Raw genomic sequence first — 26079 nt, 5'->3', positions numbered from 1 at the left:
TCCTTGAAGCTGCGATGTCATCCGTTGAGCACCGGGGCCTTCAGCCATCCCATCCTTGATGGCAGTCCCGGTTCACAGGTCCGCAAATTACCAGCTGCTGCTTTTAAAATCCAGCCTGCTCAACAGAATGAAAAAAGCCCCGTCGAAACGGGGCTTTTGATCGGAAGCACTCAGGCGGCAGTTTTGCGCCGCGCTACACCCAAGCCGGCCAGGCCCAGAGCAAGTAGCGCCAGCGTTCCAGGCTCTGGAACGTTCCGAACCTCAAGGTTGGCGAGCAGGTCCACCGAGGTTTGCTCATACTCCGGTGTATAGAGCAATGAAGAGTCACCTTCAAAACCCAGAAGATTAAGGGTATAGGCTTTGGACCCCAGGAGAAATTCCGAGCTCGCCATCTGCTCATCGAACATGATCTGGACGATATCGTCCACAGGCCCATCGTAGCTGTAGGAAGGCTTATATTTGCCAGTGAAGAAATAGACAATTTGGCAGAAAGCGTCGCAATGCTCAACCGGCGCCGTGTTCGGCGTTTCATTGTGCAGGAAGTTGAATGTGAAAGGGCCGCTGGAAACGTTGCCACTGGTATTGGAAAAATCCGCAAACACGTTCAGATCAACACTATCTATGGCCGTTTCACTGGCAATCGGATAGTTGTAGTGGGTAAAGGTACCCAGCATAAACGGCGCCGTGTCGTTAATAACCTGAGGCAAGGCACCATTAGGCGCAAAGCCATACCCACTCTGAGGACTGCCATAGCCCCAGCGAATCTGGCTGGTTCCTTCGCCGGTGACATTTGCCCCACCCGAAGCGTTAACCCATTCGCCACTCACAGAGTCAAGGCTGATTGGAAATGCCAGTGCCGTAGACGACACCAGAGCAAGAGCCGCTGCACCCAAGCACGATTTGATAAATTTCATTGTGTAATCCTTCAATCCGATCCAATGGAAACGTGCCCCTTCGACACGCATCAAACTTAAGCCAAAATCATGCCATTATTTTTTTCCTTTATTATCATAACTTTAAATAGGTAACATTCTCACCTATGTAAACAATTATGACACTTTAGCCAGAAGGCGCCTGAAAACAGAAAGGGGCGCTCAGTGGCGCCCCTTTCTGTTTTTCGACGGTCTTAATTCTCGCCGCGGTACAGACGTTGAATACTGGAGAAATCCAGGTCTTCGTTGCCCTGTCCGGCGTGCAGCTGGAACAGGTTACGGGCCAGCGAGCCCATGGGGATGGAGGCCTGATTCTTCACCGCATTGTCGAAGGCGAGGCCCAGGTCCTTGGTCATGAGCTTCACCAGGAAGCCCCCCTGGTAATCCCGGGAAGCCGGAACCCCCTCCATCACGCCCGGCCATGGGTTGTAGACGTTCAGCGCCCAGTTGCCGCCGGAACTCTGCTTCATGATTTCCGACAGGACTGCCGGATCCAGGCCGTTTTTGGCGCCCAGCGCCAGCGCTTCGCTGGTGCCGGACATCAGGATGGCCAACAGCATGTTGTTGCAGATCTTGGCGACCTGGCCGGCACCGTGGGGACCGGCGTGGAAGATGTTCTTGCCCATGGCCTCCAGGATCAGTTTGGCACGGTTGAACGTATCCTCTTCCCCGCCGCAAATGAAGGTCAGGGTTCCTGCCTTGGCACCACCAACACCACCGGACACCGGTGCATCGATGAACGGCAGATTCTTCTCTTTCGCGGCTTCGGCGACACCACGGGCGGTTTCCGGCGCGATGGTGGACGAGTCGATGATCAGCGTATCTGCCGGCAAGCGCGCCAGGAGTCCATCGTCACCGAGGTAGACAGCTTCCACGTGCTGGCCGGCGGGCAGCATGGTGATGACACATTCCGCACCGTCTGCCGCACTGTGAGCGGTATCGGACGTTTTGGCGCCTTCGGCTACCAGCGCTTCGACCGCCGCCTTGGACAGATCGAAAACCGTCACCTCATGCCCCGCCTTGATCAGGTTGGAGGCCATGGGCCCACCCATATTGCCCAGACCAATGAACGTAATCTTTGCCATGGTTCTTCCCCTTATTGTTGTACTGTGAAGAAATCGTCAATCCAGTTGCCATCAACCTCCGAGAGCGAGGCATAGCGCCACCTCGGCTGCAGATCCTTGTCGATCAGCAGAGCCCGGACGCCTTCGGCAAACTCGCCCTTGTCGAGGCAGTTGCAGGAAATCACCAGCTCTTTGTCCAGGACTTCCCGGAGGCTGTCGAGACGACAGCTGTGCAGATGTTTCCAGACCAGCGCCAGCGATGTGGGTGACGCGTTGCCGAGACTGTGAGTCACCTTGCCAAGCCAGTCTTCCCGGCTGCCCAACTCCATCAGTTGCTGCACCACCTGTTCCAGCGAGTCACCATCGGCAGACCGATTGATTTCATCAAGGTAGTCCCGCACCGAGGACGCCGGCATGGCACCACCACTGTGCTGTTCGAACTCCCGGAGCACGGCACCCACCACCTGGTGCGCGTCCTGACCGTTCCACTGCTGGTCCTGCAGGGCCTGGATCACCTGCGCCTTGAGTTCGTGCTTGATGAAACGATCGGCCATTCCCACGAACAACGCATCGGCTGCGTTGATCCGTGCGCCGGTCAGTCCCAGGAACAAGCCGGTTCGTCCGGGCATCCGGTTCAGGAACCAGCCCCCCGCTACATCCGGATAGAGCCCGATGTTCACCTCGGGCATGGCCATTTTGGAACTCTCAGTCACAACCCGGTGGGAGGCACCGACCATCAGTCCGATGCCACCGCCCATCACAATGCCGTGGCCCCAGCACACCAGTGGCTTTGGGAAGGTATGGATCTGGTAGTCCAGTTCGTACTCTTCGGTGAAGAAGGTTTTTCCCAGCTCCGCGTCGCCCGGCTCGGTCATGCTCCGATACAGCGAAACAATGTCACCGCCGGCACAGAAGGCCTTATCGCCTTCCGCCTCAAGCCAGACCGCACAGATCTTCGGATCTTCCGCCCACCGGCTGAGCTGCGGCTTGAGCAGACGAATCATATCCAGCGACAGCGAATTGAGATTGCGTGGCGTGTTTATCCGCGCCACAGCGATGATCGCGTCATCCGCGGTCTGCCATTCTTCAAAAACAATCGGTTGATCACTCATAATCGACATCCTGCCGGACTTACCGGTTCTTCCATTCCGGTTTCCGTTTTTCGAGGAACGCGTTGACGCCTTCCCGCTGGTCTTCGGTGGAGAACAGCTCGACGAACAGCTCCCGCTCCATGCGCCAGCCGTCCTCATGGCTTCGACCATCCCGGGCGCTCATCACCAGCTTCTTGCAGCGGGCAACGGCAGACGGGCTCTGACCGCAGGCGCCTTCCGCCAGCTCCAGCGCCTTCTCCAGCGATTTACCGGTTGGCACAACCTCTTCAACCAGTCCGATTTCGAGGGCTTTGTCTGCCTTCACTCGCTCGCCGCACAGAATCATGCGCTTGGCCCAGCCTTCACCCACCAGCCAGGGCAGGTTCTGGGTACCACCACCACAAGGCAGAAGGCCCACGGTTGCTTCCGGCAGGGCCATCTGGGCGTGCTCTTCGGCGATGCGGATGTCGCAGGACATGGCGACCTCAAGGCCACCGCCCATGGCGTAGCCGTTCATCGCAGCGATGGAAACACCCCGGAAAGCCGTCAGCGCCGAAAAGGCCTGACCGAAAAGCTGCCCCAGATAATTGGCGTTAGCCTTGTCGCCATCCGCAAAGGCTTTCAGATCCGCCCCGGCGGAGAAAAATTTCTCACCCTGCCCGGTCAGAACCAGGGCAAAGATGTCTTTGTTCGCGTTGAGGTTCTCGACGATGTCGATCAGAAGGTTCAGGGAATCTGCCGTCCAGGTGTTGGCCGGCGGGTTGTTCATGGTCAGAACCGCAATGTGTCCACGTTTTTCGAGCTGAATGGGATCGCTCATCTGTTATCTCCTGTTTGCGGTGTTACATTGTTATTGGATGGCCTCGACCACACCGTCCTGTAGCAGGCGGCGAGCCACGATCACACGCATGATTTCGTTGGTGCCTTCAAGAATCTGGTGGACTCGCAAGTCCCGGAGATAACGCTCCAGAGGGTACTCGCGGATGTATCCGTAGCCACCGTGCAGTTGCAGTGCCTCATTGACGACGTCAAAACAGGCATCCGTGGCAAACCGCTTGGCCATCGCGCAATGAAGCGTGGCCTCCGGGTCACCTTTGTCCAGTTTGAAGGCGCCAAGGCGTACCATTTGCCGCGCCGCGACCAGGTTGGTCGCCATATCGGCCAGTTTGAATTGCAGCGCCTGGAAAGCCGCCAGCGGCTTCCCGAACTGTTCCCGCTCGTGCAGGTAATTACGGGCACGCAACAGTGCCGCCTGGGCACCGCCGAGGGAACAGGTAGCGATGTTCAGACGCCCTCCGTCCAGGCCTTTCATGGCAATGGCGAAGCCGTCACCTTCCTCCCCCACGCGATTGCCCGCCGGAATCCGGACATCTTCCAGGCTGACCAGGCGGGTGGGCTGGCTGTGCCATCCCATCTTCTCTTCGTTCTTGCCATAGGAGATGCCCTCGGCATCGGCCGGAATCACGAACGTGGAGATGCCTCTGGCACCGCTGTCCGGATCACCGGTACGAGCCATCAGAACCAGAATATCGGTGCTGCCGGCGCCGGAGATGAACATCTTGCTGCCATTGATGACATAGCTGTCGCCATCACGGACCGCTCGGGTCCGGAGGCTGGCAGCGTCGGAACCCGCACCCGGCTCGGTCAGGCAATAGGAAGCAAGCTTTTCGCCACTGGCGAGACTCGGCACGATGTCCTGCCGAAGTTCTTCCGAGGCAAAACTCGCAACCATCCAGGTGGCCATGTTGTGAATGGTGATAAAGGCCGCTGTGGAGGGGCAGGCCGCTGCCAGCTCTTCCACAATGACCGAGGTGTCCAGACGGCTGAGCCCCATCCCGCCGAGGGCTTCGGGGGTGTACAGGCCCATGAAACCCATTTCGCCCGCCTCTTTCATCACGTCGACGGGAAAAATATGTTCCTCGTCCCACTGGGCGGCATGGGGCGCCATGGATTTCTCGGCGAAGGCGCGTGCGGCATCCCGGAACGCCTTCTGATCATCAGTCAGGTCAAAGTCCACTACCGGGCTCCTGTCGATTCGTATTTCGAGGGTGGCCGTTCAGCCAAAAAAGAAGGGGCCGGCCTGACGACCGGCCCAAGGTCTCACCCTCAACGCTGTTAACGAAGCTGGATGGAGAAGTTGGCTTCCGCGGAAGTACCTTCGGTGTCGAACCAGCGGGACGTAACCGTCTTGGTTTCAGTGTAGAAACGCACCGCCTGCTTGCCGTAGGCATGCTGGTCGCCGTAGAAGGACCCCTTCCATCCGGTGAAAGAGAAGAACGGCAGGGGCACAGGAATGGGAATGTTAACCCCGACCTGGCCCACGTCGATGTCGTGCTGGAAGCGACGGGCCGCACCACCGGAGTTCGTAAAGATGGAGGTGCCGTTACCGTATGGGCTCTGGTTGATCAGTTCGATCGCATCCGCCAGATGGTCCACATTCACGCAGGACAGTACCGGACCAAAGATTTCCTCTTTGTAGATGTCCATCTCCGGGGTGACGTCGCTGAACAGGGTCGGACCCACCCAATTGCCATTCGGCAGACCTTCAACCGTGCATCCACGACCGTCGAGCAGCAGTTTGGCCCCCTGGGCCTCACCGGTGGCGATCAGCGACTCGATGCGATCCTTGGCCTTGGCACTGATGATCGGGCCATAGCTGGCGCCGGAATCGTCCCATGCACCCGGACGGGCCTTGGCCATGGCTTCCTTCAGTTCCGGAATCCACTGCTGGGCTTCACCGACGAATACCGCCACGGAAATCGCCATGCAACGTTGACCGGCCGCACCTACAGAGGCACCGACCAGGGCATTTATAACCTGCTGCTTGTCGGCATCCGGCATGATCACCATGTGGTTCTTGGCGCCGGCGAAGCTCTGGACACGCTTCATATGACGGGTGCCAGTCTCGTAGATATAGCGCCCGACAGGTACGGAGCCGACAAAAGAAACCGCCTTGATGGCCGGGTCGGTCAGCAGGGTATCCACCTGCTCCTTACCACCGTGAACCACCTGAAGAACGCCCTTCGGTGCGCCAGCGTGCTCGAACAGTTCGGCCAGGCGCATCGGTGTCAGGGGATCCTGCTCGGAGGGCTTCAGGATAAAGGTGTTACCGCAGGCAATCGCCATCGGGAACATCCACAGCGGAATCATGGCCGGGAAGTTGAACGGGGTGATACCGGCGCATACGCCCAGCGGCTGGATCCAGGAATGGGTGTCCACCTGGCGGGCCACGTTTTCAACAGTCTCGCCCATCATCAGGGATGCCACGTTGGCGGCGTGCTCAACCACTTCGATACCGCGCCAGACATCGCCCTTGGCGTCTTCAAACGTCTTGCCGGTCTCCTGGGACAGGATTTCGGCAATTTCGTCGTGATGTTCTTTCAGCAAGGCCTGATAGCGAAGCATGACCCGGGCGCGCTCGGAGACCGGCACTTCTTTCCAGGTTTTGAAGGTTTCGCTCGCGTATTTGATGGCCTGCTCCATTTCCGCATGGGTGGTGCAGGGAGCCTGGGCAATCACATCATTGGTGGCCGGATCGGTGACGTCGATCCAGTCCTTGGTATGGCTCTGGACAAATTCACCGGCGAGGTAAAGAGGTACTTTTTTCATAGTGAAATCCCTGTTTGTTGTTATGAGGGAAGCCAGCTGCAACCCGGGGGTTCCAGCCACGATTGAAAAAAGACTAGCACGCGCAGTCGCAAAGAGTGATTGACTAAATTTCGCCCATGATGGACTATTTTTCGATGAGCGATTGGCAGAAGAACACCGCAAGCACCCAAACCTCACAGTGGCCGGTACCTCCCGACAGCATTCGGTATGTCGTGCCCGATCCCATTGTCCGCCTGATGGCCGATCATCCGTTAACGCGGGAGCTGTACCCGCTGGCGTTCGGCCATTACCGCAAGGCGGCCGGACATCACATGCACCGGGAGCATCACCGAGACAATCTTTTGATTTATTGCACGGATGGCAAGGCCTTCCTGAATGTGCTCGGCGAGCCCCATACCGTGGAAGCCGGAGACCTGCTTTTGCTCCCTGCGGGGGCCAACCACCGCTACACCGCCGACCCGGACAATCCATGGAGCATCCACTGGGTGCATTACACCGGCCCTCTGGCAGAGGATTTCCGAAACTACATGGGATTTGATGGCAGTAACCGGATCCGACATCTCGGTCGCCAGCCAAGACTGCTGGTCGATTTCAACGGGCTGCTGTCCGTCCGCCAGACCGGTTTCCGGGCACGCGGGCTGATTCATGCCGCCAACCGGCTGCGACAGCTCCTGGCCGCCGTTCCGCTCAACGCCGACGAAACCAGCCACGAGCGCCGGGCCGAACTGGATACCATCCACAATTACATGCGCGAACACCTGGACGAGCGCATCAGCCTGGAACAGCTCGCGGAACTGGCAGGACTCTCCCCGGCCCACTTCGCCACCCGCTACCGGGAGCAGACCGGCACCTCGCCGATTCAGCATTTCCTCCACCTGAAAGTGGAGCGCGCCTGCCAGATGCTGGACACCTCGGATCTCAGCTTCGCCGACATCAGCCGACGGCTCGGCTACGACGATGCCTACTATTTTTCCAGGCTGTTCAAGAAGGTCATGGGCCAGTCACCCCGGGACTATCGACACACACCCCGTCACTGAGGGCCAGAGTATCGCCGCCACCGGCTTTGACCTTTTGTTGCCGGCGAACACAGGGTAGGCTTGGGGATTCCCAAAGATAACAAGAGTGATTCTCATGGCCCGGTATACGATTGAAATTGATGAAACCTTCGATGTACCCCGACGGAAAGTGTTCGCCCTGTTCGCCGATCACCAGAGATTCGGCCAGCTTCTTGGGGCCCCGGTAAAACGGATCCGTGACAGCGACCAGGCCGATCCCAATGGCATAGGGTCGGTCCGCAAGATCGGCATTGGCCCGATCGGAATTGAAGAAACCGTCCTGAGCTTCGAGCCTGACTCCCTGATCGAATACAGCCTGACCAGCATGAGCCCTATCCGTCATCATCACGGTCGCATCCGGTTCGAAGATACCCGGGACGGCAAGACCCGCGTGAAATACACCATCAGTTTCGAGGATATCATCCCCTTTACCGGCAAGGTGGTCTCCTCTGCCCTTGAGCAGGGAATCCGCAGGGGAATCAAGCGTGTACCCAAACTAGCCTGAACCAGGCCGGGCAACAAATCGTTACTTGATGAATGTCAGAGAATTGATTTGAGGCAACCGGCTGCCGATACCGATTCTGTAATCTCCCGCCCTGTTTGCAATATCCGGCTACGTTGCCGGGCAATCACGCTTGCGGGAGACCAAAATGGCAGCCGAACCCATCGTCCTGTTTGATAACGGACACCACAAATGCCTGATGTTCGATTCCCTGGTTACGGGAGAGGGCGTCCAGTCCAACCAGTTTCTCGTCGTTGACGGTAAACATGAGGCGCTGATCGATCCGGGTGGCGATCTCACCTATACCCCCCTGTCCGTTGCCGCATCCCGGTACATGAATATTCGGGATATGGACTACGTATTTGCCTCCCACCAGGATCCGGACATCATCGGTGCCATTGACCGCTGGATCGTGCACACACGGGCAAAAATCGTGACATCCCGGCTGTGGTCACGTTTCCTTCCGCACCTGGTGTCCAGTTATGTCACCAACCAGCTGAGCGGTAGCGTCTACGACCGTATTGTCAGCATCCCCGATGCCGGTGCCCGGGTACCGTTCGGCGACTCCTACCTCAGTTGCCTGCCTGCCCATTTCATGCATTCGGTCGGCAACCTCCAGTTCTATGACCCGGTGTCGAAGATTCTTTTCTCGGGAGATCTTGGAGCCTCCATGGGCGGACCGGACGACCACCTGCCGGTGCAGGATTTTGATCGCCACATCCCGAGCATGATCGGCTTTCACAAGCGCTATATTGCGTCTCGCAAGGTCTGCAAGCTCTGGGCAAACATGGTTCGTAATCTGGACGTTGACATGATCGTGCCGCAACACGGAAAACGGTTTGAAGGGCCGGCCATGGTCGACCGTTTTCTGAGCTGGGTATCGGATGTCCCCTGCGGCATCGATCTGATGTCCGAAGACAACTACATGCCACCGACCGACTTTATTTAACGCGGATACGGCGGCAGCCGTGTGGCTGCCGCACCGTTCTTACTTATTGCCACCGCCCGAGGACTTCTGTTTCCAGGGCTGGCCGCCCCCCATGGCGTCATTGCTCATACCGCCACCCATGCCCTTGCCCTTGCCCTTACCGTTACCTTTGGGCTGGCCGGCTGCCGTCGGCGGCAATTTTTCCAGTTCAACGCCCCGGGCCCGCGCTCGCTCCATCATCTGTTCATGATGCTGCTGCCGGAAGGCCTGGCGCTCTTCCATCGAATTCATTGACCGCATCCTGTCCCGGAACTGCTGTCGCTCCTGCTCGGTCATCAGGTTGTAACCTGCAATCGGCTGGCCATCACGATCCCGCATCTGGTCCCGCATCTGATCCATGGTCTGGTCGCGATCCTGCAAACGGTCCTGGTCCTGATCCTGGGCATACACCGCGGTTACAGGCACGCTCAGCGCCATCACCAGCGCCGCTGAAAAAAATCCGTTCAGAACTTTCATAATGACATCCTCATCAGCCCGAAAATCCCCGGCTACGGGAACTGCGCGAACCTGCGAAATGACCGTCCAGCCACTCCGCTTCCCTGAGAAAATCCTAATTCCACGAGAATAGCCAGAACCTGCTCCTGATCAACTTTTGTGCGGAATAAAAAATCCTTAATCCAACCCAGGAACTGTCCCCGGAACGTTTTGTTGAGTAAAATCCCCGCTTTTACAGGACAGCTATAAGAGGCAGGTCAGATGGGCAGAGCCTACCAGAACCGCAAAGAATCCATGGCCAAGACGGCTGCGGCGAAAACCAAGGTTTACAGCAAATACGGGCGCGAGATCTATATGTGCGCCAAGTCCGGCGGCGTCGACCCCCAGGCCAACCTGTCACTGCGAGGCCTGATCGACCGGGCGAAAAAAGACCAGGTTCCCGCTCACGTAATCGAAAAGGCGCTCGACAAGGCCAAAGGCGGAGCCGGCGAGGACTATTCCCCCGCACGCTACGAGGGTTATGGCCCGGGCAACTGCATGGTGATCGTCGACTGTCTGACAGACAATCCGAACCGGACGTTTGGCGATGTACGCCTTGCATTCACCAAGACCAAATGCAAGATCGGGACGCCGGGCGCCGTCGCTCACATGTTCGACCATTGCGCCATTTTTGCGTTCCAGGGCCAGGACGAAGAAGCCGTGCTGGAAGCCCTGATGGATGCAGATGTGGACGTAACGGACATTGAGAACGAAGAGGGTCGCATTACGGTGTTCACGCCCAACACCGAATACGCGAAAGCCAAACAGGCCCTCGAGAGCGCGTTCGAAGGCATCGAATTCGACGTGGATGAAATTCAGTTCCTGCCCAAGACCACCACACCGGTGGAAGGCGACGACGTAGCCCTGTTCGAGAAGTTCCTCGACATGCTGAACGATCTTGATGATGTCCAGAACGTATTCCACAACGCGGACGTTGCCGAGTCGACCAGCGAGGCCTGAATGCGGTGACCGCTTCCCCGGGATGGCACTGTGTCTGGCCGTCCCGGGGAACGTCGATTAGCGGGGATCGGCAAAAACCTGGGTCCAGTAGTTCGGGTAGTCGGCGGTGGTGGTGTCCACCCGCTTCACCGCAAATTCCTGGAATCGTGCGTCCATGATGTTACGGCAGTGTCCCGGACTCTCCAGCCAGGCTTTCATCACACCATCTACCTGATCGTACCCGGCCGCAATATTCTCTCCAACGACAGACCAGTCGTATCCGGTTGCCGTCACCCGGTCACCCACCCGAAGTCCATCTGAACCCGTGTGGCTGAAAAAGTTGTTCGTCGCCATGTCCTGGCTGTGCTCGGTGGCAGCACCCTGAATGGCGCAGCTGTACTGCACCGGAGGAGCGGGCGGGAAGTCTTCGCTGCCACAAGACCGGGCCTTGCTGCGAGCGGCGTTCACATACTCCAGCATTGCCGCCTGGTATTCCTCGACGGCACAGCCATCGACCATGATCGTGGTCGGGTGGGCCTTGTTGGTCGTATTCGACTGAACTTCATCGGAAACCGCAGAGGACGACGACTGGGTATCGGCACCGGAACCACCACCCCCGCCACAGCCCGCCAATGCAGCTGCTGCGACGACGCAAAACACGATCCGGACATTCCTGGCTGACATATTCGATCCCATACTGGAGAAGCGTGAAGGTAGGCTATGAAAAGTACGGGATAAAACGATTCAAAATTGCGATCAGATCTCCGAATATACAATCACTTACACAATGACTGTAGAATGAAAAAAACTGCCTGGATCAAATCCTAATGACACTGAACACCAAGAAGGATCCGCGTGTTGCGGTCATCAAAACCGGTACAACTTACCCGGACATAAAATCGCGTTTCGGGGATTTCGAAGCGTGGTTCATCCGGGCACTTTCCGGGAACCTCGACATCACGGTGGTCGATGTCGCAGCGGGCGAAACTCCGGACGCTCCCGGCAACTGGGATGGCATCGTCGTGACCGGCTCCCCGGCCATGGTCAGTGATCGCGAGTCCTGGAGTGAAGCCACGGCGGACTGGCTGGCCCAGGCCGTCGCGGAATGCGTGCCTTTACTGGGAGTCTGCTATGGACACCAGCTCCTGGCCCATGCGTTCGGGGGAGAGGTCGGCTACCACCCCGATGGCCGGGAAACCGGAACCAAGCAGGTGGAACGGCTTGCCGCCTCGGATCAGGACCCGCTGTTTGCCAACCTGCCCAGGACGTTTCCGGCCCAGCTCACCCATCGTCAATCGGTGCTTCGCCTGCCGCCCGAAGCGGTATTGCTGGCCCGATCGGCCTTCGAACCCCATCAGGCATTCCGGATCGGTCAGTGTGCCTGGGGCGTACAGTTTCACCCGGAATTCACCGAGGCCATTATGGGCGCCTATCTGGACGTCCAGTCTCCGGAACTGACCAGGGAAGGACTGGATATCGACCGGTTGAAGGCAGAGCTTGCCCCTGCCCCGGAAGCGAGCGGCCTGCTGCAGCAATTCTCAGACCTGGTTCTTCAAATGAAAAAAGACTGAATACTGAAATTGTCAGGACCGCCCGCTCAATCCAGAATGTAGGCGGTCTTCTCCAGCGCATTCTCTTCCTCGTCGATGAACCGGAATTCGTTCCAGCCGATGCGGATCATGTCGTTGCTGTTCAGCCGCTGCCGGCCTTCCACCCGGAGATCGTTGACGAACGTGCCGTTGGTGCTGTTGCTGTCCACGATATAAAAATCCACGGTGCCCTCGAGATAGGCATTCGGGACAACCTCGATCACCGCGTGCTGACCGCTCACGGAAATCTCATCAATACAGATGTTGTTGTCCGGTCGTCGTCCGATGCGAATCACCGGCTGCTGCAGCTCAAAGGTGTTGACCACAACGTTGTCCACCAATTGGGAAAGCGAAGCCATTTTCAGTTCCTCAGTTCTTCAACATCAACAGAATCATGGAGACATTGTCTCCGGCACCGTTGTCCAGACTCTGATCCAACAGTGCATCCACCCGCTCCTGCGCGTCTTGCCGGTCGTCTACCAGTCCCAACCATTCCGACTCCGGAACGGCTTCGGGCAAGCCGTCCGAACATAACAGGAGGCCGTCTCCGGGCGCCAGAATCTGGGTACGGAAGCTCGGGGTGGCATCGTCGGAGGCGCCGATCGCCCGGGTGAGTACGTTCCGGAAAGGAACCCGGGGCGCCTCCTCTTCGGTAATACTGCCATCCTCGATCATGTTCTGAACGACCGTGTCATCCCGGGTCAGGCATTGCAGCTGGTCGGCACCAATCAGGTAGCAACGGGAATCCCCCACATGAGCGATGAACGCAGTCGCGCCGATGCTCCAGACCACCACAAGGGTCGACCCCATTTTTGCCAGCTCCGGCTCCGAGATCTGCCCTTCGCGGACACGTTCCGCGGCGAGCAAAAACGCCGCATCAAGGCGCTCGCGCACAAAATCCGGAGATGCCGGATCCACCGAGGCCGAAAGACACGGTGTCAGGGCTTCCATAGCGGCATTCACGGCGAGATTGCTGGCGACTTCGCCGCCCTGGTGCCCGCCCATACCATCCGCCAGCACCAGCAATGCCTGTTCGCCGGACGAACTGGACTCCCAGGCAATCCGGTCCTGGTTTGTGCGACGCACGCGCCCGGTATGGGACAGCCCGGCGATATCCAGCTCGATCATGATGCAACCTCCCTGTCTTCCCGGGCGGCCAGACGCCGCAGGGCCTCGGCCATTTCCGAGGCCGATCCGAACCGCTTGTCCGGCTCACGCTGAATCGACTTGTTGATCAGACGCACCACACCGTTCGAAAGGTCGGCGTTGATGGATCGGGCACTGCGCGGCCGCTTGTTCAGAATCTGGTACGTCAGGTTGGCCAGGGTATCGCCCTGGTAGGGCGTTTCCCCGGTAACCAGCTTGAACAGCGTGACCCCGAGACTGTAGATATCCGAAGCACCGGTTACCTTCTGGCCCTTCAGCTGCTCCGGCGACATGTAAAGAGGACTTCCCATGACACTGCCCGTTCGGGTCACCGAATCATCGGTGATCTTGGCAATGCCGAAATCAGTGATCTTGATCCCGCCAGTGTCCGGGTTGTAGATGATGTTGCCCGGTTTGATATCGCGGTGAACGATCTTCTGCTCATGGGCATACGCCAGCGCATCGGCGACCCTCGCCATTACCTCCAGGACCGTTCCCAGGGGAAGCAGCCGCCCGGCCCGGCCAAAGTCACTCAGCGGCCGGCCCTCGGCGTAATCCATGGCAATATAGGCAAGGTCGGCTTCCTCGCCGACATCATAGACGGTCACGATCGCGGGATGGTTCAGGCGCCCTGCCGCCTCGGCCTCGCGGAAGAACCGCCCCTTGAGTTCCTGCAACTCCTTGCCGTCAAAGCTATGGTAACTCAGGGTCTTGATGGCAACCGTGCGGGAAATTTTCGGATCTGTGCCCAGGTAAACGACCCCCATGGCCCCCCTGCCCAGTTCCCGGACGATTTCATACCGGCCCAGTGTCGGCCGACTTACTGCCTGATCCGGCATCACCAGGGTCCGCGTGGCCTCAAACCCGCCGGTGTGAACCACCGTGGCTTCCCCCGCAACTTTTTGTAGCGCCTCCAGGCGGTCCGGCACATCGCGGAACTTGCGCTTCCGGTCGTTGATTTCGAGGTAGGTTTGCAGGGCCTTGTCATACTGGCGCTTACGTTCCTGTTGCAGCGCTATCTGGTAACGCAGCTCAAGGGTCTCTTCACTCTCGGGACACCACCTCAGGGTTGCCAGCGCCTCGTCGGTCTGCCCCTGGTTCAGCAAGAGTTGTCCGAGCTTCAAGCGCGCATCAAGGACATTGTCGGTGAGTGCGCGAATCCGACGGTGGGGCTGAAGCCAGAACAGCATCACAACGTAGCCCACAGCCAGCAGGGTGTTGATCTCGCCCAACGGCAACCAGAGACTGTGGTAAAACATCATTGCCGCCTGCAACACCACCAGGCCACCGCCCAGAAGGAGCGTCACCGGAAGCGCCACCGCTGCCCCCATCGCGGGCACGGCGAACACCAGATAGGCGGCAGCGAAGACAAGCCCGCCCTGAACCGAGAGGTGGCCCCAGGCCGGCTGGGCGAGACCTCGCTCTGCCAGGACCGACTGCCATTGGTCGAGGGCAATCGCGCCCCATTCCGCCCCCTCGCTGGAGCCGAGCACATTGAGCAGCAGCCGGTCCAGCCAGCTGACCATCGGTATCTGATCGCCGGCCACGGCGAAGACTGCGGCAATAGCCACCACGAGTGAACGAAGACTGAAAATACTGGATATCAGACTGGATGACGGATTCACAGGTAACTTCAACGTAAACAATTGATCTGACAAGTTTAGAAAGGCTGACCGCAAACCGATATATGAAAAGAGGCGTTTTTTGTAAGGGTTTGTTCACGTGAGATCAGAGTCACGCTGAAAACAGCGCATGAATCCCCGGAAATCGGATGGAACCCGGCCACGGAAAATGACGTGCTATAGTAAGACCTTGTCACTCATCGAAAAAATGAAGGAAGGAGCCTGAAATGTCCAAGATCCGCAGTTATCTGAAGCAGGTTTCCATGGTGATGGCTGTCATGCTGGCCTTTGCCACTACTTTCTCGACAAGCGCCCAGGCCCGGATGGTCGGGACTGCCGAGATCATTCAACAGCAGCAGGCCAGTGTCGACCGCCAGCAGCTGATGAGCATGCTGGACAAGCAGGAAGTGCAGGACAAGCTCGCCCAGATGGGCGTCAGCAAGGACCGCGTTGCGGAACGCATCCAGAACCTGACGCCTGCGGAACTGGCGGATTTCAATCAGCAACTCGCCGAAGCGCCAGCGGGTGAAGGCGTCGTTGGCATCATCGTTCTGTTCCTGCTGGTCTTTATCATTACCGATATGCTCTGTGCGACCAACGTGTTCTCGTTCGTACACTGTGTCCGCTGATCACAGGTATCAATGCACTACCTGAAGCTCGCTTGCAGGATCACCGCGTTATTCACGGTGGTCCTGCTTGCTGGTTGCGCCACAGCGCCACCCTGGCCCGATCTCCAGCCTTCAACGGGTGACCAGCAGCCGTCCTTCGAGCTGCTCGGCGACGTCCCCTTTTACCCACAGGAAAAATACCAGTGCGGTCCCGCCTCCCTGGCCATGATGCTGAATGCCCAGGGGCTGGATACCACCCCGGAGCAACTCAAGGATCTGGTCTACATTCCGGAACGGACCGGATCTCTGCAGGTGGAGATGGTCGCGACGGCCCGCGCCCACGACATGGTGGTCTATCCGATCGACAACGACCTGAAAGCGGTATTTGCCGAAGTTACCCAGGGGCACCCGGTTCTTGTGATGCAGAACCTGCTTTTCGACTGGTGGCCACAATGGCATTTTGCGGTGGTCGTCGGGTTCAACAGCCATGACAAGACCGTGATCCTCAATACCGATACCCGGAAGCACTATGCGATGGCGTACGAGACGTTTTCCGCCACCTGGCAACGGGCGGATGGCTGGGCGGTTGTCATACTGCCGCCGGACACCCTGCCCGCTACTGCAAAGCCCCTGTCCTACCTGAGAGCGGCACACGACCTTGAGGCGACCGGCCACATCGCTGCTGCGGACAAAGCTTACGTGCTCGCCACCGACACCTGGCCCGACGAATTTGCCGCCTGGATGGCTCTGGGAAACCTGCGTTTCAGCGAAGGAGACTGGACCGGCGCGGTTTCCGGCTTCTCCCAGGCAGTCCAGCACTTCCCGAAACGCCCGGAAGGCTGGAATAACCTGGCATTCGCCCTCGACAAGGCCAACTGTCCCAGCGGCGCAAAAGACGCTCTGGACTGCGCCCAGGCACTGGCGCCCAACACATTCGACGACACAGGGCTCGACGGAGAATCATCCGGGACATCCGACAACTGCCCCACCCTGCCCGCCTGCCCGACACCGCCACGTTAAAGCGCTATAACGGCGAGGTCCTTCAACGGGGCTTTCGAAACAGCACCACGTCCTTTCTCGGCACTTCCATCTGCCAGCCAAATCGTTCGGCCAGCCAGGCGAACGTGCGCTCCCGATAGAACACCACGTGGGTCGGATCCCGGCGATAATGCCAGTTTGCGAAACGGTCATCGTCGGTCTGGAAACAGGTCATGACACCCAGCCAGCCACCGGGCTTAAGGAGTCCCTCTAGCTGCCGGAATACCCTGGCAGGTTGATGCAGATGTTCGACCACCTCGGTGCAGGTAACGAAATCGTAAGTGCTCTCAAGTACCGACTCATCGTCATAGAAAAAAGGATCGAAGAGCGCCATCGAAAACCCTTCAGCAGCCAGCATCCGTGCCAGTGCCGGGCCGGGCCCGCAACCAAAATCCAGTCCCGCAGCTCCAACCGGTAACCGCTCGACCAGTGGCTCGAAGAGCTTTGACAGAAAGCGCCGGTAGCCCGGATCCTCCACGTCGTTGTCGTGGAGCTGGTAAACCTGTTTCTCCTGCTCCGGCGACAGCCGAGACTCTGGCGCCATCACGGTCGCCTCACAGACGCTGCATCGGAGGTAGGCGTGCGCACCGACCTCACAAAACGGCGTCAGTTGCCCCTGCTCACACACCGGACATAAAAGCGGCATCAATCCAACCCTGCAGCTGCGCGCAACCGGGCGTCCAACTCCGCCACGTCAAGCCGACCGGGCGCAATCAGTTCGATACGGGTAAGTTCTCCCGGCTCAGCCGGCACCACCGTCATGGAGCCTTCAACCACGTTCATGGCACGCCAGCCCTCGATGGTGTGAACGACCGCCTTGAAACGGACCACTCGGTCGTCCATGGCCAGGGACAACAGGGCACTTTCACTGAACATCAATTCCGGGTGAATCCGCCAGCCAATGCTGGCATGGCCCTGCCCCCGACTGGTCACGCACTGCCAGGGTTCCTCGTTGATGTCTGGCGAGGGCTCCCTGGCCGGTTCCGATCCATGATCGTGGTGGGCGCCGGGGTTACTCACGGCAAGGAACCGACTCTGACCGTTCAGCCAGTCCGGGGAGAGTTTCCCTTGGCTGGTATGAAAGACCGGTCTGTCACTCTGCCCCTGGGCTTCAGCCCATTCGTCGAAGTGACGAACCTGCTCGTCCGTACACAGATCCGTTTTATTGGCCACCAGGATATCGGCGGCGGCGATCTGATCCCGGAACTGGACATTGTCCAGAGCGCGCGGATCCTCAAGCTTTCGCGGATCCACCAGCGTGATGACCGGTCCGATAGCCAGCGTGTCCCGGTAGGTATCTTCCGTGAGTGTCTGGAGAATGCGCGCGGGATGCCCCAGTCCGGTCGGCTCGATCAACAATCTGTCGGGCCGGGCGGCACGGATCAGCTGATTCAGCCCCACCTGCATCGGCAGCCCTGCAACACAGCACATGCAGCCGCCGGGCACCTCCCTGATAACAGCGCCCTGGTTCTGGAGCAGGGCACCATCGATACCGACTTCACCAAACTCGTTGACCAGTACCGCCCAGGTCTCGCCCTCGGGCTTTTGCCGGAGCAGATCGAGGATCGCGGTGGTCTTGCCGACGCCCAGGAAGCCCAGGATCAGGTTGGTGGGAATTGCTCGGGAGGGTTGGGACATCATGGAGCCTCAGCTGCTCGTCTTCACCAGGCGCTCCAGCCTTAGCCGCTCGCGCTCGTCAAACAGACGCCGACTGCCCCAGGACACCGCCATAAGGGCGCCAAATCCGGTGCCGGCCGTAATAATCAGCATGACCAGAATCTGGTATTTCACGGCAACGGCGGGCGGCGAACCTGCCAGGATCTGGCCGGTCATCATCCCGGGCAGGCTGACAATACCGGCAGCAGCCATGGCGTTAATGGAAGGCATCATACCACTACGCATGGCATCCCGGCGGATGTCCCCGACCGCCTCTCGCCAGTTCTGCCCGAGCATCAACCGGTTTTCGATCACCGCCCGCTGTCGCCATACGGCATCATTCAGTCGGTCCAGGCTCAGGGCCACCCCGGTCATGGTATTGCCCAGCATCATCCCCAGCAGGGGAATGGAATACTGCGGTTCGTACCAGGGTGACGGGCCGATGACCACGGTCAGGGCCAGGATCGTCACCGAAAACGAGGACACGAACATGGCACCGGTGCCCAGCCCGAACGCCCAGGGCCCCCGAAGTCGTCGCTGCTGTCGGGCCATGACCTCCCGGCCGGCGACCAGCAGCATGACGGTGGCCAGCAAAGCAATCCAGTACAGTTGACCGGAGGCGAACAAGGCTTCCAGCACGAGGCCAATCAGCGTCAACTGTATACCGGTGCGGGCACTGGCCACCAGCAGACTGCGGGTTATCCCCAACCGCGCCGACAGGCTCACACCCGCCAGCGCAAGGACCAGCAGCGCCGCAAGCGCCAGCTTCCAGCCAGCCAGGTCAATCACTTCCATTGGCCGGCTCCAGCAGGGATCGATGGATACGATAATGACGTGCTGCTACCCGTCCGATCTGTGAATGATCGTGCGCGACCCAGAGTACCGCCAGTGACCGCTTTCGCGTTTCCTCCAGCAACCAGTCTTCCATCGCACGGGTCATGGCGTCATCCAGGTTGGCAGTTGGCTCGTCCAGCAACAGGGCCTCTGGCGCCATCGCCAGAGCACGCCAGAGTGCCAGGCGCTGACGCTCACCGGATGACAACCGGCTGACCGGCCAGTTCATCACATCCAGGCCGAGGCCCAGGCACTCCGGAACGGTTTCACGGGCCTCGGACGGGAAGTGAGCGCCGACCTCGTCGAACCACCACTGGCTGTCTGCAGGCACCAGCATGACCCGTCTGCGCCATACATGGCCGGGCATGCTGGACTGTTCATCCTGACCGATAAAGACATCGCCCTCGTGAGGTTCGATATCGGCTACTGCCCTGAGCAAACGACTCTTACCACTGCCCGAGGCACCGGAGAGGCAAACGATCTCGCCATCGGCCACCTCAAGGGAGACATCCCGAAGGTTGCCAATGGCGACGTGTGCCAGTCGAAGCCTGCTCAAAACGTTTTCCTCGCAGCTCAGTCCCTGTTTTTTCGCCCCGGAAAGCGTTCCAGAACACCCTCAGACAGAAACAGATGGGCGAAAACCGGATATGGCAGGTAATGCAGGAAAAGGGTGGCGAGCACCATGCTGTCGTATCCTTCTCCCATGAACAGCCAGACCGTGAATGCGAGAAACAACGCCCCCAGAAAGCCACCATAGAGCCAGAGCAAACGGGATTTCTCGGCCGGCGACGGCATCCGCTGCAGTACCCGGATCACGGAAAACCCCATGTAGGCAGCAATGGCAGCCGCAATGATCAGCGTCGCCACAAAGCCGGTGAATCCCAGCAGGAAGCGGCAGAGATAATTGGCGAGGAAAAACAGCGCGATGCCTGTCACCGCGACAATCGTCATTCGAGTCTTTTCCATGAACCCTCTTAATTCATTGTTTTTAATAGCCCACCGGCCGAAAACTGGAGATCGGCAACAATATGGCAGAGACAGGGTTCAAGTACCAGTCAGGCCTCACTCCCCGCGCCAGTTGACGGAATAGAGATCGTGCCGGCGGTCCTGCAGGTTTTTCACCGTTCCACTGTTCCTTGCGGTGATCAGGGTTTCCGGCCTGAGGTCGGCGAACGCCACGGTTTCGACGTTCGCTTCCGTATCGGCGGCGATGCCATCGCGGGCAAAGGGAAAATCACAGGGTGTGAGGATACAGCTCTGGCCGTACTGGATTTCCATGTTGGGCACGTTGGGCAGGTTACCCACGTTGCCGGAGAGCACCACATAGATCTGGTTCTCCACCGCCCGGGCCTGGCAGCAATAACGGACCCTCAGGTAACTCTGGCGCTCATCCGTGCAGAAAGGCACAAACAGAATACTGACACCCTGATCAACCAGGTGCCGGGCCAGCTCCGGGAATTCCGCGTCATAACAGATCAGAACGCCAATGGGGCCGCAGTCGGTATCGATGGCATTGACCCGGTTGCCGCCCCGAACGTTCCACCAGTAGGCTTCATTAGGTGTGGGATGGATTTTTGGCTGGGTGAACACCTGACCATCGCGGAGAAAGACGTGGGCCATGTTGCGGATGGTGCCATCGTCCTCACGGACCGGCGTAGAGCCCGCGACAATGTTGATATTGTGGCGTAATGCCAGGTCCCGCATCAGCTCCCGGTACCGGTCGGCATAGTGGGCCACCGCCGCAAACGTCTCTGCCGGGCTGCCCTTCCGGGCTTCGATGGACAGCAACTGGAGCGTAAACAGTTCCGGAAACACCACGAAGTCGCCCTTGTAGGTCGCCACCACGTCCACGAAATACCGGACGATTTCGGCAAACTCATCAAACGATGCCACCGGCCGCTGCTGGTACTGAACGGTCCCGATACGCACCGTATCCGGAATTCGCTGGCCGTAACGCTTGCGTTTGCCGGCATCGCCGTTCTGGGGGACTTTCGGATTGCGCCAGACAAGATGAATGCCGTACCCCATGGAGTCGTGATCCGCATCCAGGTAATGGGGAATGATATCGTGGACCTCGAACCCCTGGTGCAACTGGAACGACAGGACCGGATCCCTCTGTTCCTTGGCCTTGATCGCTTCCACGTAGGCTTCGATGGAGCCGAACTTCTTAAGCCGCTGGCGCAGGGTCGGCAGACGCCCGGCAAACACCACCCCTTGCAGGTTCAAATGCTGGCACAACTGCTTGCGCTCGTTATACAGGCGCTCACCAATACGGTAGCCCCGGCATTCGGGATCCACACACACTTCCATCCCATAGAGCCAGTCCCCCTCCGGATCGTGCCGGGAGGCATAGCCATTGCCGGTGATGGACGTCCAATCGTGACGTAACAGGGCAACCTCACCACCGATCCGGAACGTGGCGCAGTAACCCACCACCGTATCGCCAAGCATCGCGACGAACTGCCCTTCCGGGAAGGTGTTGATCTGCCCGGTGAGCGGACCTTTGGTGTAGCCATACATGCCGGTCCCTTCATAAACCCGCCGGCTCAGGTCAATGATGCCCGGAATATCGGCAAGGGTGGCATTGCGGACGAACAGGCGTTGATCCGGATCGGAAAAAGGTGGACACATACGAACCTCAAGACAGGCTCCGGCAGGCGCACCGGTATGCGATCATCATTGGCCGGAGGGATCGGTTTCGTCAAGCGAGGGCGTGAGGGGAAAGCGATCAAGCACGGTATATACTGACCCACCGGCGCCCGGCGTACTCTCGTAGAGCACGAATTCGGTCACTGCCATGGCACCAAAACCGGTGCTTCCGTGGGCGTCGAGCAGGGAGGCGACCGAGCCGGCATTCCTTCGAAAACGCGACACGGTAATGTGCGGCCGGAATCGGCGCTTCTCCTGGGCGAATCCCGCCCCGGACAGGCTGTCAGTCAGCCGTTCGTGGAGTTCGATCACCGGATGCTCTGGGCTAATCCCCGCCCAGAGGTTACGGGGATGGTCCGGCTTTCCGAACACTCCCAGCCCCTGAACTCTCAGTTCGAAGGCGGGTGCCGTTACCCTGCAGGCGGCTCGACGAAGAGTCTCGAGGCCCGCGTCATCCACACTGCCGATAAACGCCAGTGTGAGGTGCAGCTGGTGCCGGCCCTGCCAGCGCGCTCCATTAATATCCGTTTGCACAGCCAGAAGCCGCTGTTTGACCGAAAACGGCACCTCAAGACCAAAAAACACCCGGCGCACGAGCGTCAGTCCTGATAGATCATTTTTCGGGTCATACCACCATCCGCCACGATATTCTGGCCGGTAATGAAGGCGGCCGCGTCCGACAGCAGAAATTCCGCCAGCCCGGCAATGTCACGGGGTTCCCCGACACGACCAGCGGGATGTTGTTGGTGATCGGCGGCCGATAGCGGCGAGACAGGCTCCGACTCCCCCTGCCAGGCCCGGGTATCAATCCACCCCGGACTGATGCTGTTCACCCGGATGTCCGGCCCCAGACTCATCGCCAGCGCGTGTGTCAGGGCCACAATACCGCCCTTGGTGGCCGCATAGGCTTCGGTATCCGGTTCCGACTGAAGCGCTCGCGTCGACGCCATGTTGACGATGCTGCCCCGGCTCTGACGCAGATGGGGCACAGCGTGTTTGGTGACCAGGAACGGGCCGGTGAGATTCACATCCAGTCGCCGTTGCCAGTCCGCCAGCGACAGCGATTCGATGGGCCCTGTTTCCGGGTCGGCAATGCCAGCGTTATTGATCACGCCGTTCAGGCGGCCTTTCCAGGCAAGGGTGGCCCGCAGCAGGGCCCTGACGTCTTCCTCCTGAGACACATCCGCGTAGACGTACCTGACGTTCTCGCCGCAGGCTTCCTGCAACGCCTCGCCCTGCTCCCGGTCTGTGTCGCAGAACACCACGAACCGGTCCCGGTCGGCAAAATGCTTCACCAGCCCGCGGCCAATGCCGCGGGCGCCGCCGGTAATCAGTATCAGTTCCCCGGATTCGTTCACCACGGTAACGCCTCGCCGTTGCTGTGCCAGAAGGAACCGGTATTTTCCAGGGAAAGGTTTTCAATGCGTGCGGCCAGCCCTTTGGCCGATTCCTCGGGCGTGATCAGGCCTCCGAAATTGACCATGCGGGTCTTCACGTAGCCGGGATGAAGCTGGGCCACGGCGATGCCCCGTGGTCTGAGATCCATGGCCAGGGATCGGCCAAAGGCATTCAGCGCGGCTTTCGACGCCCGGTAACCGTAGCGACCGCCGGAGTTGTTATCGGCAATGGAACCCATCCGACTGGTGATGTTGGCGATCTTGCCGCCCTCCCCCATCTGGGGAACGAGTGCCTCGGCCACCCGCAGCGGTGCGTAGGCGTTGATTTCCATCTGCGTGCGGATCGAATCGAAGTCAATCGACCCCAGCTCTTCGTCCTGCAGGAGACCGGCATTGTTGATCAGCAACCCGACGGTTTTTCCGGACAATCCGGCAAGCAGCGTCTCGATGCCGGAGTCGGTGGTGACATCCACGCCTTCAATCACCTGGGCCGCTATCTCATCAAGTTCCTCAGAGGACTGCCGGCAAACGCCAACCACCTCGCACCCCTCGCGGGCGTAATGACGGGCCAATTCCAGCCCCACGCCCCGGTTTGCACCGGTCACAACTACCACACCGGATATGGACATGCTTCCCTCCGTTTTCAGATTCAGGTTGATGCGTTCGCAGTTTCAATCCATGCGGATCAGGAGCCAGACAATCACGATGAGTGCCAACAGGAACCAGCGGGCGTAACGGTCCGGCTTGTCCTCCCTGGCTGTTGTGATTCTACTTGTGGGGCGATCCCCCTCATATTCAAGGACCAGTTCCCGGGCGCGGTAGAAATCATCATCGGCGACGTGGACGTTGCTGAAACCGGCCGTGCCAATCTCACCCAGGGCGCCCTGCAGATAGTGGCCACCAACGTGTGTCTCGATGCCATGGGCCTCAAGAAAACCCGCCACGATGTGGGCCTCGGTGATATCCCTGGCCCGGTAAGCAATTTGCAAAGCTCCACTCCTTCTGTGACATTCAGGGGCAGCGCTTGTGAAGCGACGCGGTTATGATTTCAGCATAGCCCCTAAAACTGGATACGGAAGAATGATGCTCTGGATTGCTGTCCTGCTGCTGGCACTCGTGCTCATGGTGATCGCCGCTACGGCTCTGCTGTTTCGTACCGAGGATCTGTCCCACCTGGACAGTACCGATTACCCGGTTCGCGAAGCCACACCCAACGACGGACACCAACAGGTACTCGGTCGCCTTCGAGAGCTGGGCGAGGCCTCGCGAGGCCTTAAAGGCAAGGCCAGGCTGATGGCTTTGCGCCGCCATATGGATGGGCTCAGCGAAGGCATTACACTGGCTTCGGAATTCCGGCACAACGACGAGCCCCGCGGCGAATGGGTCCTGGCGCCGGGCGTGGATTCACGCCGCCGGGTGCTCTACATCCATGGCGGTGCCTGGGCCGCCGGGAGCCCCCGGAGTCACCGGGCCATCACCGATGCATTCTCGCGTCTGGCCAATGCCGCCGTGTTCGCCGTGGACTACCGCCTGATGCCGGAGCACCGTTATATGGATGGCGTCCGGGACTGTCGGAAAGCCTACACCTGGATGCTCGACAACGGTCCCGATGGCCACGAACGAGCCGACTTTGTCGTAGTGGCCGGCGACTCTGCCGGCGGCAGCCACACCCTGGGACTGCTTGCGTGGGTCCGCGACAATGGTATCCGGCAGGCGGACGCTGCCGTGGCCCTGTCCCCATCGACCGACCTGACCCTGACAGCGCCGAGCAACCGGGACAACATCCAGACGGATCCGCTGCTTGGGCCGGTGTTTGGCGGGCTGGCCAAAGTTCCCTTGCCCGTTATCTGGTGGGGCACGCTGGCCGCCTTCCGGGTGTCGCCCACCAATCCGGTCGCCTCGCCGTTGCGGGGCAGCCTCGCGAATCTCCCGCCCACGCTGATACACGTGAGCGCGTCCGAGATGCTGCTGGATAATGCCCGGCGGTATGCCGCCAAAGCCGCTTCAGAAGGCTCGAAAGTGACACTCCATACCTGGCCGGGCATGGTCCATGTCTGGCATATTTTTACCGACCTTCTCCCGGAAGCCACCGACGCCTTTGAGGATATCCAGGCGTTTCTCGAAGACCTGGAGTCCCATAGAACCGAGCAGACAGCCCCATGTGTGGACGATTCAGCTTCTACACCCCGCCCGACAGCCTGATCGCCCGGTATTTTCCGGAGGGTATGGAGGTGGATGGTCACTTCGAGGCCCGCTACAACATTACGCCAGGCGGCGGTATCGCCATGATCCGGATGAGCCTGAATGGTTCGCCGGTGATGGCCCACTCCCACTGGGGATTCCGACCTGCCTGGGCCGGAGACAAAGCGCCCGCTCCCATCAATGCCCGTGCGGAAACCGTCGCACGTTCCCGGTACTTCCGGGAGGCGTTCTCCCATCACCGCTGCCTGATCCCCGCCAACGGCTGGTTCGAGTGGCAGGTAACCCGGGATGGGAAAACGCCCTACTACGTGACACCGAAGGATCCCGAGCAGAATGCGCTGATCTTTTTTGCCGGTCTGTGGACGCCAAGAGAGGGCGATGAGACCAGCACCTGCGCCATCATCACCGAGCCAGCCCATGGCGATCTCAGACACATCCATGAACGGCAACCGGTGGTGCTGGACCCGGGCAGCCTCAAACAGTGGCTGAACCCGGAGCTGACCGACCGGGAGGACATCCGGAGGGCAACACAGCGGTTACCCGCGGCACAACTTGAAGCATTTCCGGTTTCGACCGACGTAAACAATCCGCGCCATGATAGCCCCGAGATCCTTCGCCGAGCCGGGTAGTAACCCTTTACTACCCACCCTTTGCCCGGTGCTGCTACCTTCTTGAGTCTGGACG

At 59.4% G+C, this 26079-nt stretch carries 30 protein-coding genes; 9 read left to right on the top strand and 21 right to left on the bottom strand.

What is annotated here, in order from left to right:
• Positions 1-170: 170 nt before the first annotated feature.
• From MLD04_RS15465 to MLD04_RS15440, 6 genes are all read right to left on the bottom strand, one after another.
• A complete protein-coding gene (locus tag MLD04_RS15465) occupies positions 171-914 on the bottom strand; it encodes a THxN family PEP-CTERM protein (protein ID WP_248160337.1) in 744 nt (247 codons plus the stop codon).
• Positions 915-1126: 212 nt separating this feature from the next.
• A complete protein-coding gene (gene mmsB / locus MLD04_RS15460) occupies positions 1127-2017 on the bottom strand; it encodes a 3-hydroxyisobutyrate dehydrogenase (protein ID WP_248160336.1) in 891 nt (296 codons plus the stop codon).
• A gap of 11 nt (positions 2018-2028) precedes the next feature.
• Positions 2029-3108 carry an enoyl-CoA hydratase/isomerase family protein gene (locus MLD04_RS15455; RefSeq protein WP_248160335.1) on the bottom strand — a complete coding sequence of 360 codons (1080 nt, stop codon included), beginning with the start codon at positions 3106-3108 and terminating at the stop codon, positions 2029-2031.
• A gap of 19 nt (positions 3109-3127) precedes the next feature.
• Positions 3128-3907 (bottom strand): enoyl-CoA hydratase, encoded by a 780-nt coding sequence (locus tag MLD04_RS15450; RefSeq protein ID WP_248160334.1) that lies wholly within the window; start codon positions 3905-3907, stop codon positions 3128-3130.
• 30 nt (positions 3908-3937) lie between these two features.
• The gene (locus tag MLD04_RS15445; protein ID WP_008937531.1) at positions 3938-5104 is read right to left on the bottom strand and encodes an acyl-CoA dehydrogenase family protein; all 1167 of its coding nucleotides are present in this window, start codon (positions 5102-5104) and stop codon (positions 3938-3940) included.
• Positions 5105-5202: 98 nt separating this feature from the next.
• Positions 5203-6696: a CoA-acylating methylmalonate-semialdehyde dehydrogenase gene (locus MLD04_RS15440; protein WP_008937530.1), complete on the bottom strand. Its 1494-nt coding sequence runs from the start codon at positions 6694-6696 to the stop codon at positions 5203-5205.
• A gap of 116 nt (positions 6697-6812) precedes the next feature.
• Between MLD04_RS15440 and MLD04_RS15435 the strand changes: the two genes are divergently transcribed.
• The 3 genes from MLD04_RS15435 (at position 6813) to MLD04_RS15425 (ending at position 9202) form a co-directional block, all read left to right on the top strand.
• Positions 6813-7733, top strand: coding sequence for an AraC family transcriptional regulator (locus MLD04_RS15435; RefSeq protein ID WP_248160333.1), 921 nt, complete (start codon positions 6813-6815; stop codon positions 7731-7733).
• A gap of 94 nt (positions 7734-7827) precedes the next feature.
• Positions 7828-8256, top strand: coding sequence for an SRPBCC family protein (locus MLD04_RS15430; protein WP_248160332.1), 429 nt, complete (start codon positions 7828-7830; stop codon positions 8254-8256).
• Between the two features lie 145 nt (positions 8257-8401).
• The gene (locus MLD04_RS15425) at positions 8402-9202 is read left to right on the top strand and encodes an oxygen-binding di-iron domain-containing protein (RefSeq protein ID WP_008937527.1); all 801 of its coding nucleotides are present in this window, start codon (positions 8402-8404) and stop codon (positions 9200-9202) included.
• Positions 9203-9241: 39 nt separating this feature from the next.
• On the opposite strand, the gene MLD04_RS15420 is transcribed toward MLD04_RS15425, so the two are convergent.
• Complete coding sequence (locus MLD04_RS15420) at positions 9242-9697, bottom strand: hypothetical protein (RefSeq protein ID WP_248160331.1); 456 nt, start codon at positions 9695-9697, stop codon at positions 9242-9244.
• Positions 9698-9937: 240 nt separating this feature from the next.
• Between MLD04_RS15420 and MLD04_RS15415 the strand changes: the two genes are divergently transcribed.
• A complete protein-coding gene (locus tag MLD04_RS15415; protein WP_248160330.1) occupies positions 9938-10675 on the top strand; it encodes a YebC/PmpR family DNA-binding transcriptional regulator in 738 nt (245 codons plus the stop codon).
• Positions 10676-10732: 57 nt separating this feature from the next.
• Here MLD04_RS15415 and MLD04_RS15410 read toward each other — a convergent pair whose 3' ends face one another.
• Positions 10733-11338: a CAP domain-containing protein gene (locus MLD04_RS15410; protein WP_040886521.1), complete on the bottom strand. Its 606-nt coding sequence runs from the start codon at positions 11336-11338 to the stop codon at positions 10733-10735.
• Positions 11339-11481: 143 nt separating this feature from the next.
• Between MLD04_RS15410 and MLD04_RS15405 the strand changes: the two genes are divergently transcribed.
• Positions 11482-12225, top strand: coding sequence for a glutamine amidotransferase (locus MLD04_RS15405; protein WP_248160329.1), 744 nt, complete (start codon positions 11482-11484; stop codon positions 12223-12225).
• A gap of 26 nt (positions 12226-12251) precedes the next feature.
• On the opposite strand, the gene MLD04_RS15400 is transcribed toward MLD04_RS15405, so the two are convergent.
• The 3 genes from MLD04_RS15400 to MLD04_RS15390 are packed head-to-tail and all read right to left on the bottom strand — an operon-like array spanning position 12252 to position 15014.
• Entirely contained in the window at positions 12252-12602 is a 351-nt protein-coding gene (locus MLD04_RS15400) for an FHA domain-containing protein (RefSeq protein WP_008937522.1), read from the bottom strand.
• A gap of 10 nt (positions 12603-12612) precedes the next feature.
• Entirely contained in the window at positions 12613-13371 is a 759-nt protein-coding gene (locus MLD04_RS15395; protein WP_248160328.1) for a PP2C family protein-serine/threonine phosphatase, read from the bottom strand.
• The gene (locus MLD04_RS15390) at positions 13368-15014 is read right to left on the bottom strand and encodes a serine/threonine-protein kinase (RefSeq protein WP_248160327.1); all 1647 of its coding nucleotides are present in this window, start codon (positions 15012-15014) and stop codon (positions 13368-13370) included. Before MLD04_RS15390 ends, MLD04_RS15395 begins: the two co-directional genes overlap by 4 nt.
• A 224-nt stretch (positions 15015-15238) precedes the next feature.
• Here MLD04_RS15390 and MLD04_RS15385 point away from each other — a divergent pair, with 224 nt between their 5' ends.
• Together MLD04_RS15385 and MLD04_RS15380 are read left to right on the top strand one after the other, a co-directional pair.
• Positions 15239-15640, top strand: a complete 402-nt coding sequence (locus tag MLD04_RS15385) for a PA2779 family protein (protein ID WP_008937519.1) — start codon at positions 15239-15241, stop codon at positions 15638-15640.
• Positions 15641-15652: 12 nt separating this feature from the next.
• Positions 15653-16639, top strand: a complete 987-nt coding sequence (locus tag MLD04_RS15380; protein ID WP_248160326.1) for a PA2778 family cysteine peptidase — start codon at positions 15653-15655, stop codon at positions 16637-16639.
• 22 nt (positions 16640-16661) lie between these two features.
• On the opposite strand, the gene MLD04_RS15375 is transcribed toward MLD04_RS15380, so the two are convergent.
• From MLD04_RS15375 to MLD04_RS15330, 10 genes are all read right to left on the bottom strand, one after another.
• Positions 16662-17303: a class I SAM-dependent methyltransferase gene (locus tag MLD04_RS15375; RefSeq protein WP_248160325.1), complete on the bottom strand. Its 642-nt coding sequence runs from the start codon at positions 17301-17303 to the stop codon at positions 16662-16664.
• Positions 17303-18298 carry a CobW family GTP-binding protein gene (locus MLD04_RS15370; RefSeq protein WP_379883494.1) on the bottom strand — a complete coding sequence of 332 codons (996 nt, stop codon included), beginning with the start codon at positions 18296-18298 and terminating at the stop codon, positions 17303-17305. Before MLD04_RS15370 ends, MLD04_RS15375 begins: the two co-directional genes overlap by 1 nt.
• Positions 18299-18304: 6 nt before the next feature.
• The gene (locus tag MLD04_RS15365) at positions 18305-19108 is read right to left on the bottom strand and encodes an ABC transporter permease (RefSeq protein WP_248160324.1); all 804 of its coding nucleotides are present in this window, start codon (positions 19106-19108) and stop codon (positions 18305-18307) included.
• A complete protein-coding gene (locus tag MLD04_RS15360) occupies positions 19095-19703 on the bottom strand; it encodes an ABC transporter ATP-binding protein (protein WP_248160323.1) in 609 nt (202 codons plus the stop codon). Before MLD04_RS15360 ends, MLD04_RS15365 begins: the two co-directional genes overlap by 14 nt.
• 17 nt (positions 19704-19720) lie before the next feature.
• Positions 19721-20113 carry a hypothetical protein gene (locus MLD04_RS15355; protein ID WP_248160322.1) on the bottom strand — a complete coding sequence of 131 codons (393 nt, stop codon included), beginning with the start codon at positions 20111-20113 and terminating at the stop codon, positions 19721-19723.
• 96 nt (positions 20114-20209) lie between these two features.
• Positions 20210-21778: a carbon-nitrogen hydrolase family protein gene (locus tag MLD04_RS15350; RefSeq protein WP_248160321.1), complete on the bottom strand. Its 1569-nt coding sequence runs from the start codon at positions 21776-21778 to the stop codon at positions 20210-20212.
• Between the two features lie 45 nt (positions 21779-21823).
• Complete coding sequence (thpR, locus tag MLD04_RS15345) at positions 21824-22390, bottom strand: RNA 2',3'-cyclic phosphodiesterase (protein ID WP_248160320.1); 567 nt, start codon at positions 22388-22390, stop codon at positions 21824-21826.
• Between the two features lie 5 nt (positions 22391-22395).
• Positions 22396-23154 (bottom strand): SDR family oxidoreductase, encoded by a 759-nt coding sequence (locus MLD04_RS15340; RefSeq protein WP_248160356.1) that lies wholly within the window; start codon positions 23152-23154, stop codon positions 22396-22398.
• Positions 23151-23822 (bottom strand): SDR family oxidoreductase, encoded by a 672-nt coding sequence (locus MLD04_RS15335; RefSeq protein WP_248160319.1) that lies wholly within the window; start codon positions 23820-23822, stop codon positions 23151-23153. Before MLD04_RS15335 ends, MLD04_RS15340 begins: the two co-directional genes overlap by 4 nt.
• Positions 23823-23864: 42 nt before the next feature.
• Complete coding sequence (locus tag MLD04_RS15330) at positions 23865-24182, bottom strand: putative signal transducing protein (RefSeq protein WP_008937508.1); 318 nt, start codon at positions 24180-24182, stop codon at positions 23865-23867.
• 94 nt (positions 24183-24276) lie between these two features.
• Here MLD04_RS15330 and MLD04_RS15325 point away from each other — a divergent pair, with 94 nt between their 5' ends.
• Both MLD04_RS15325 and MLD04_RS15320 read left to right on the top strand, forming a co-directional pair.
• Positions 24277-25395, top strand: a complete 1119-nt coding sequence (locus tag MLD04_RS15325) for an alpha/beta hydrolase (protein ID WP_248160355.1) — start codon at positions 24277-24279, stop codon at positions 25393-25395.
• The gene (locus MLD04_RS15320) at positions 25353-26024 is read left to right on the top strand and encodes an SOS response-associated peptidase (protein ID WP_008937506.1); all 672 of its coding nucleotides are present in this window, start codon (positions 25353-25355) and stop codon (positions 26022-26024) included. Before MLD04_RS15325 ends, MLD04_RS15320 begins: the two co-directional genes overlap by 43 nt.
• The last annotated feature ends 55 nt before the right edge of the window (positions 26025-26079 follow it).

It is taken from the genome of Marinobacter koreensis (assembly GCF_023156285.1).
GTDB classification, from domain to species: Bacteria; Pseudomonadota; Gammaproteobacteria; order Pseudomonadales; family Oleiphilaceae; genus Marinobacter; species Marinobacter koreensis.
Note: the sequence above shows the minus strand (reverse complement) of the source record. Positions and strands in the feature narration are given on the sequence as shown.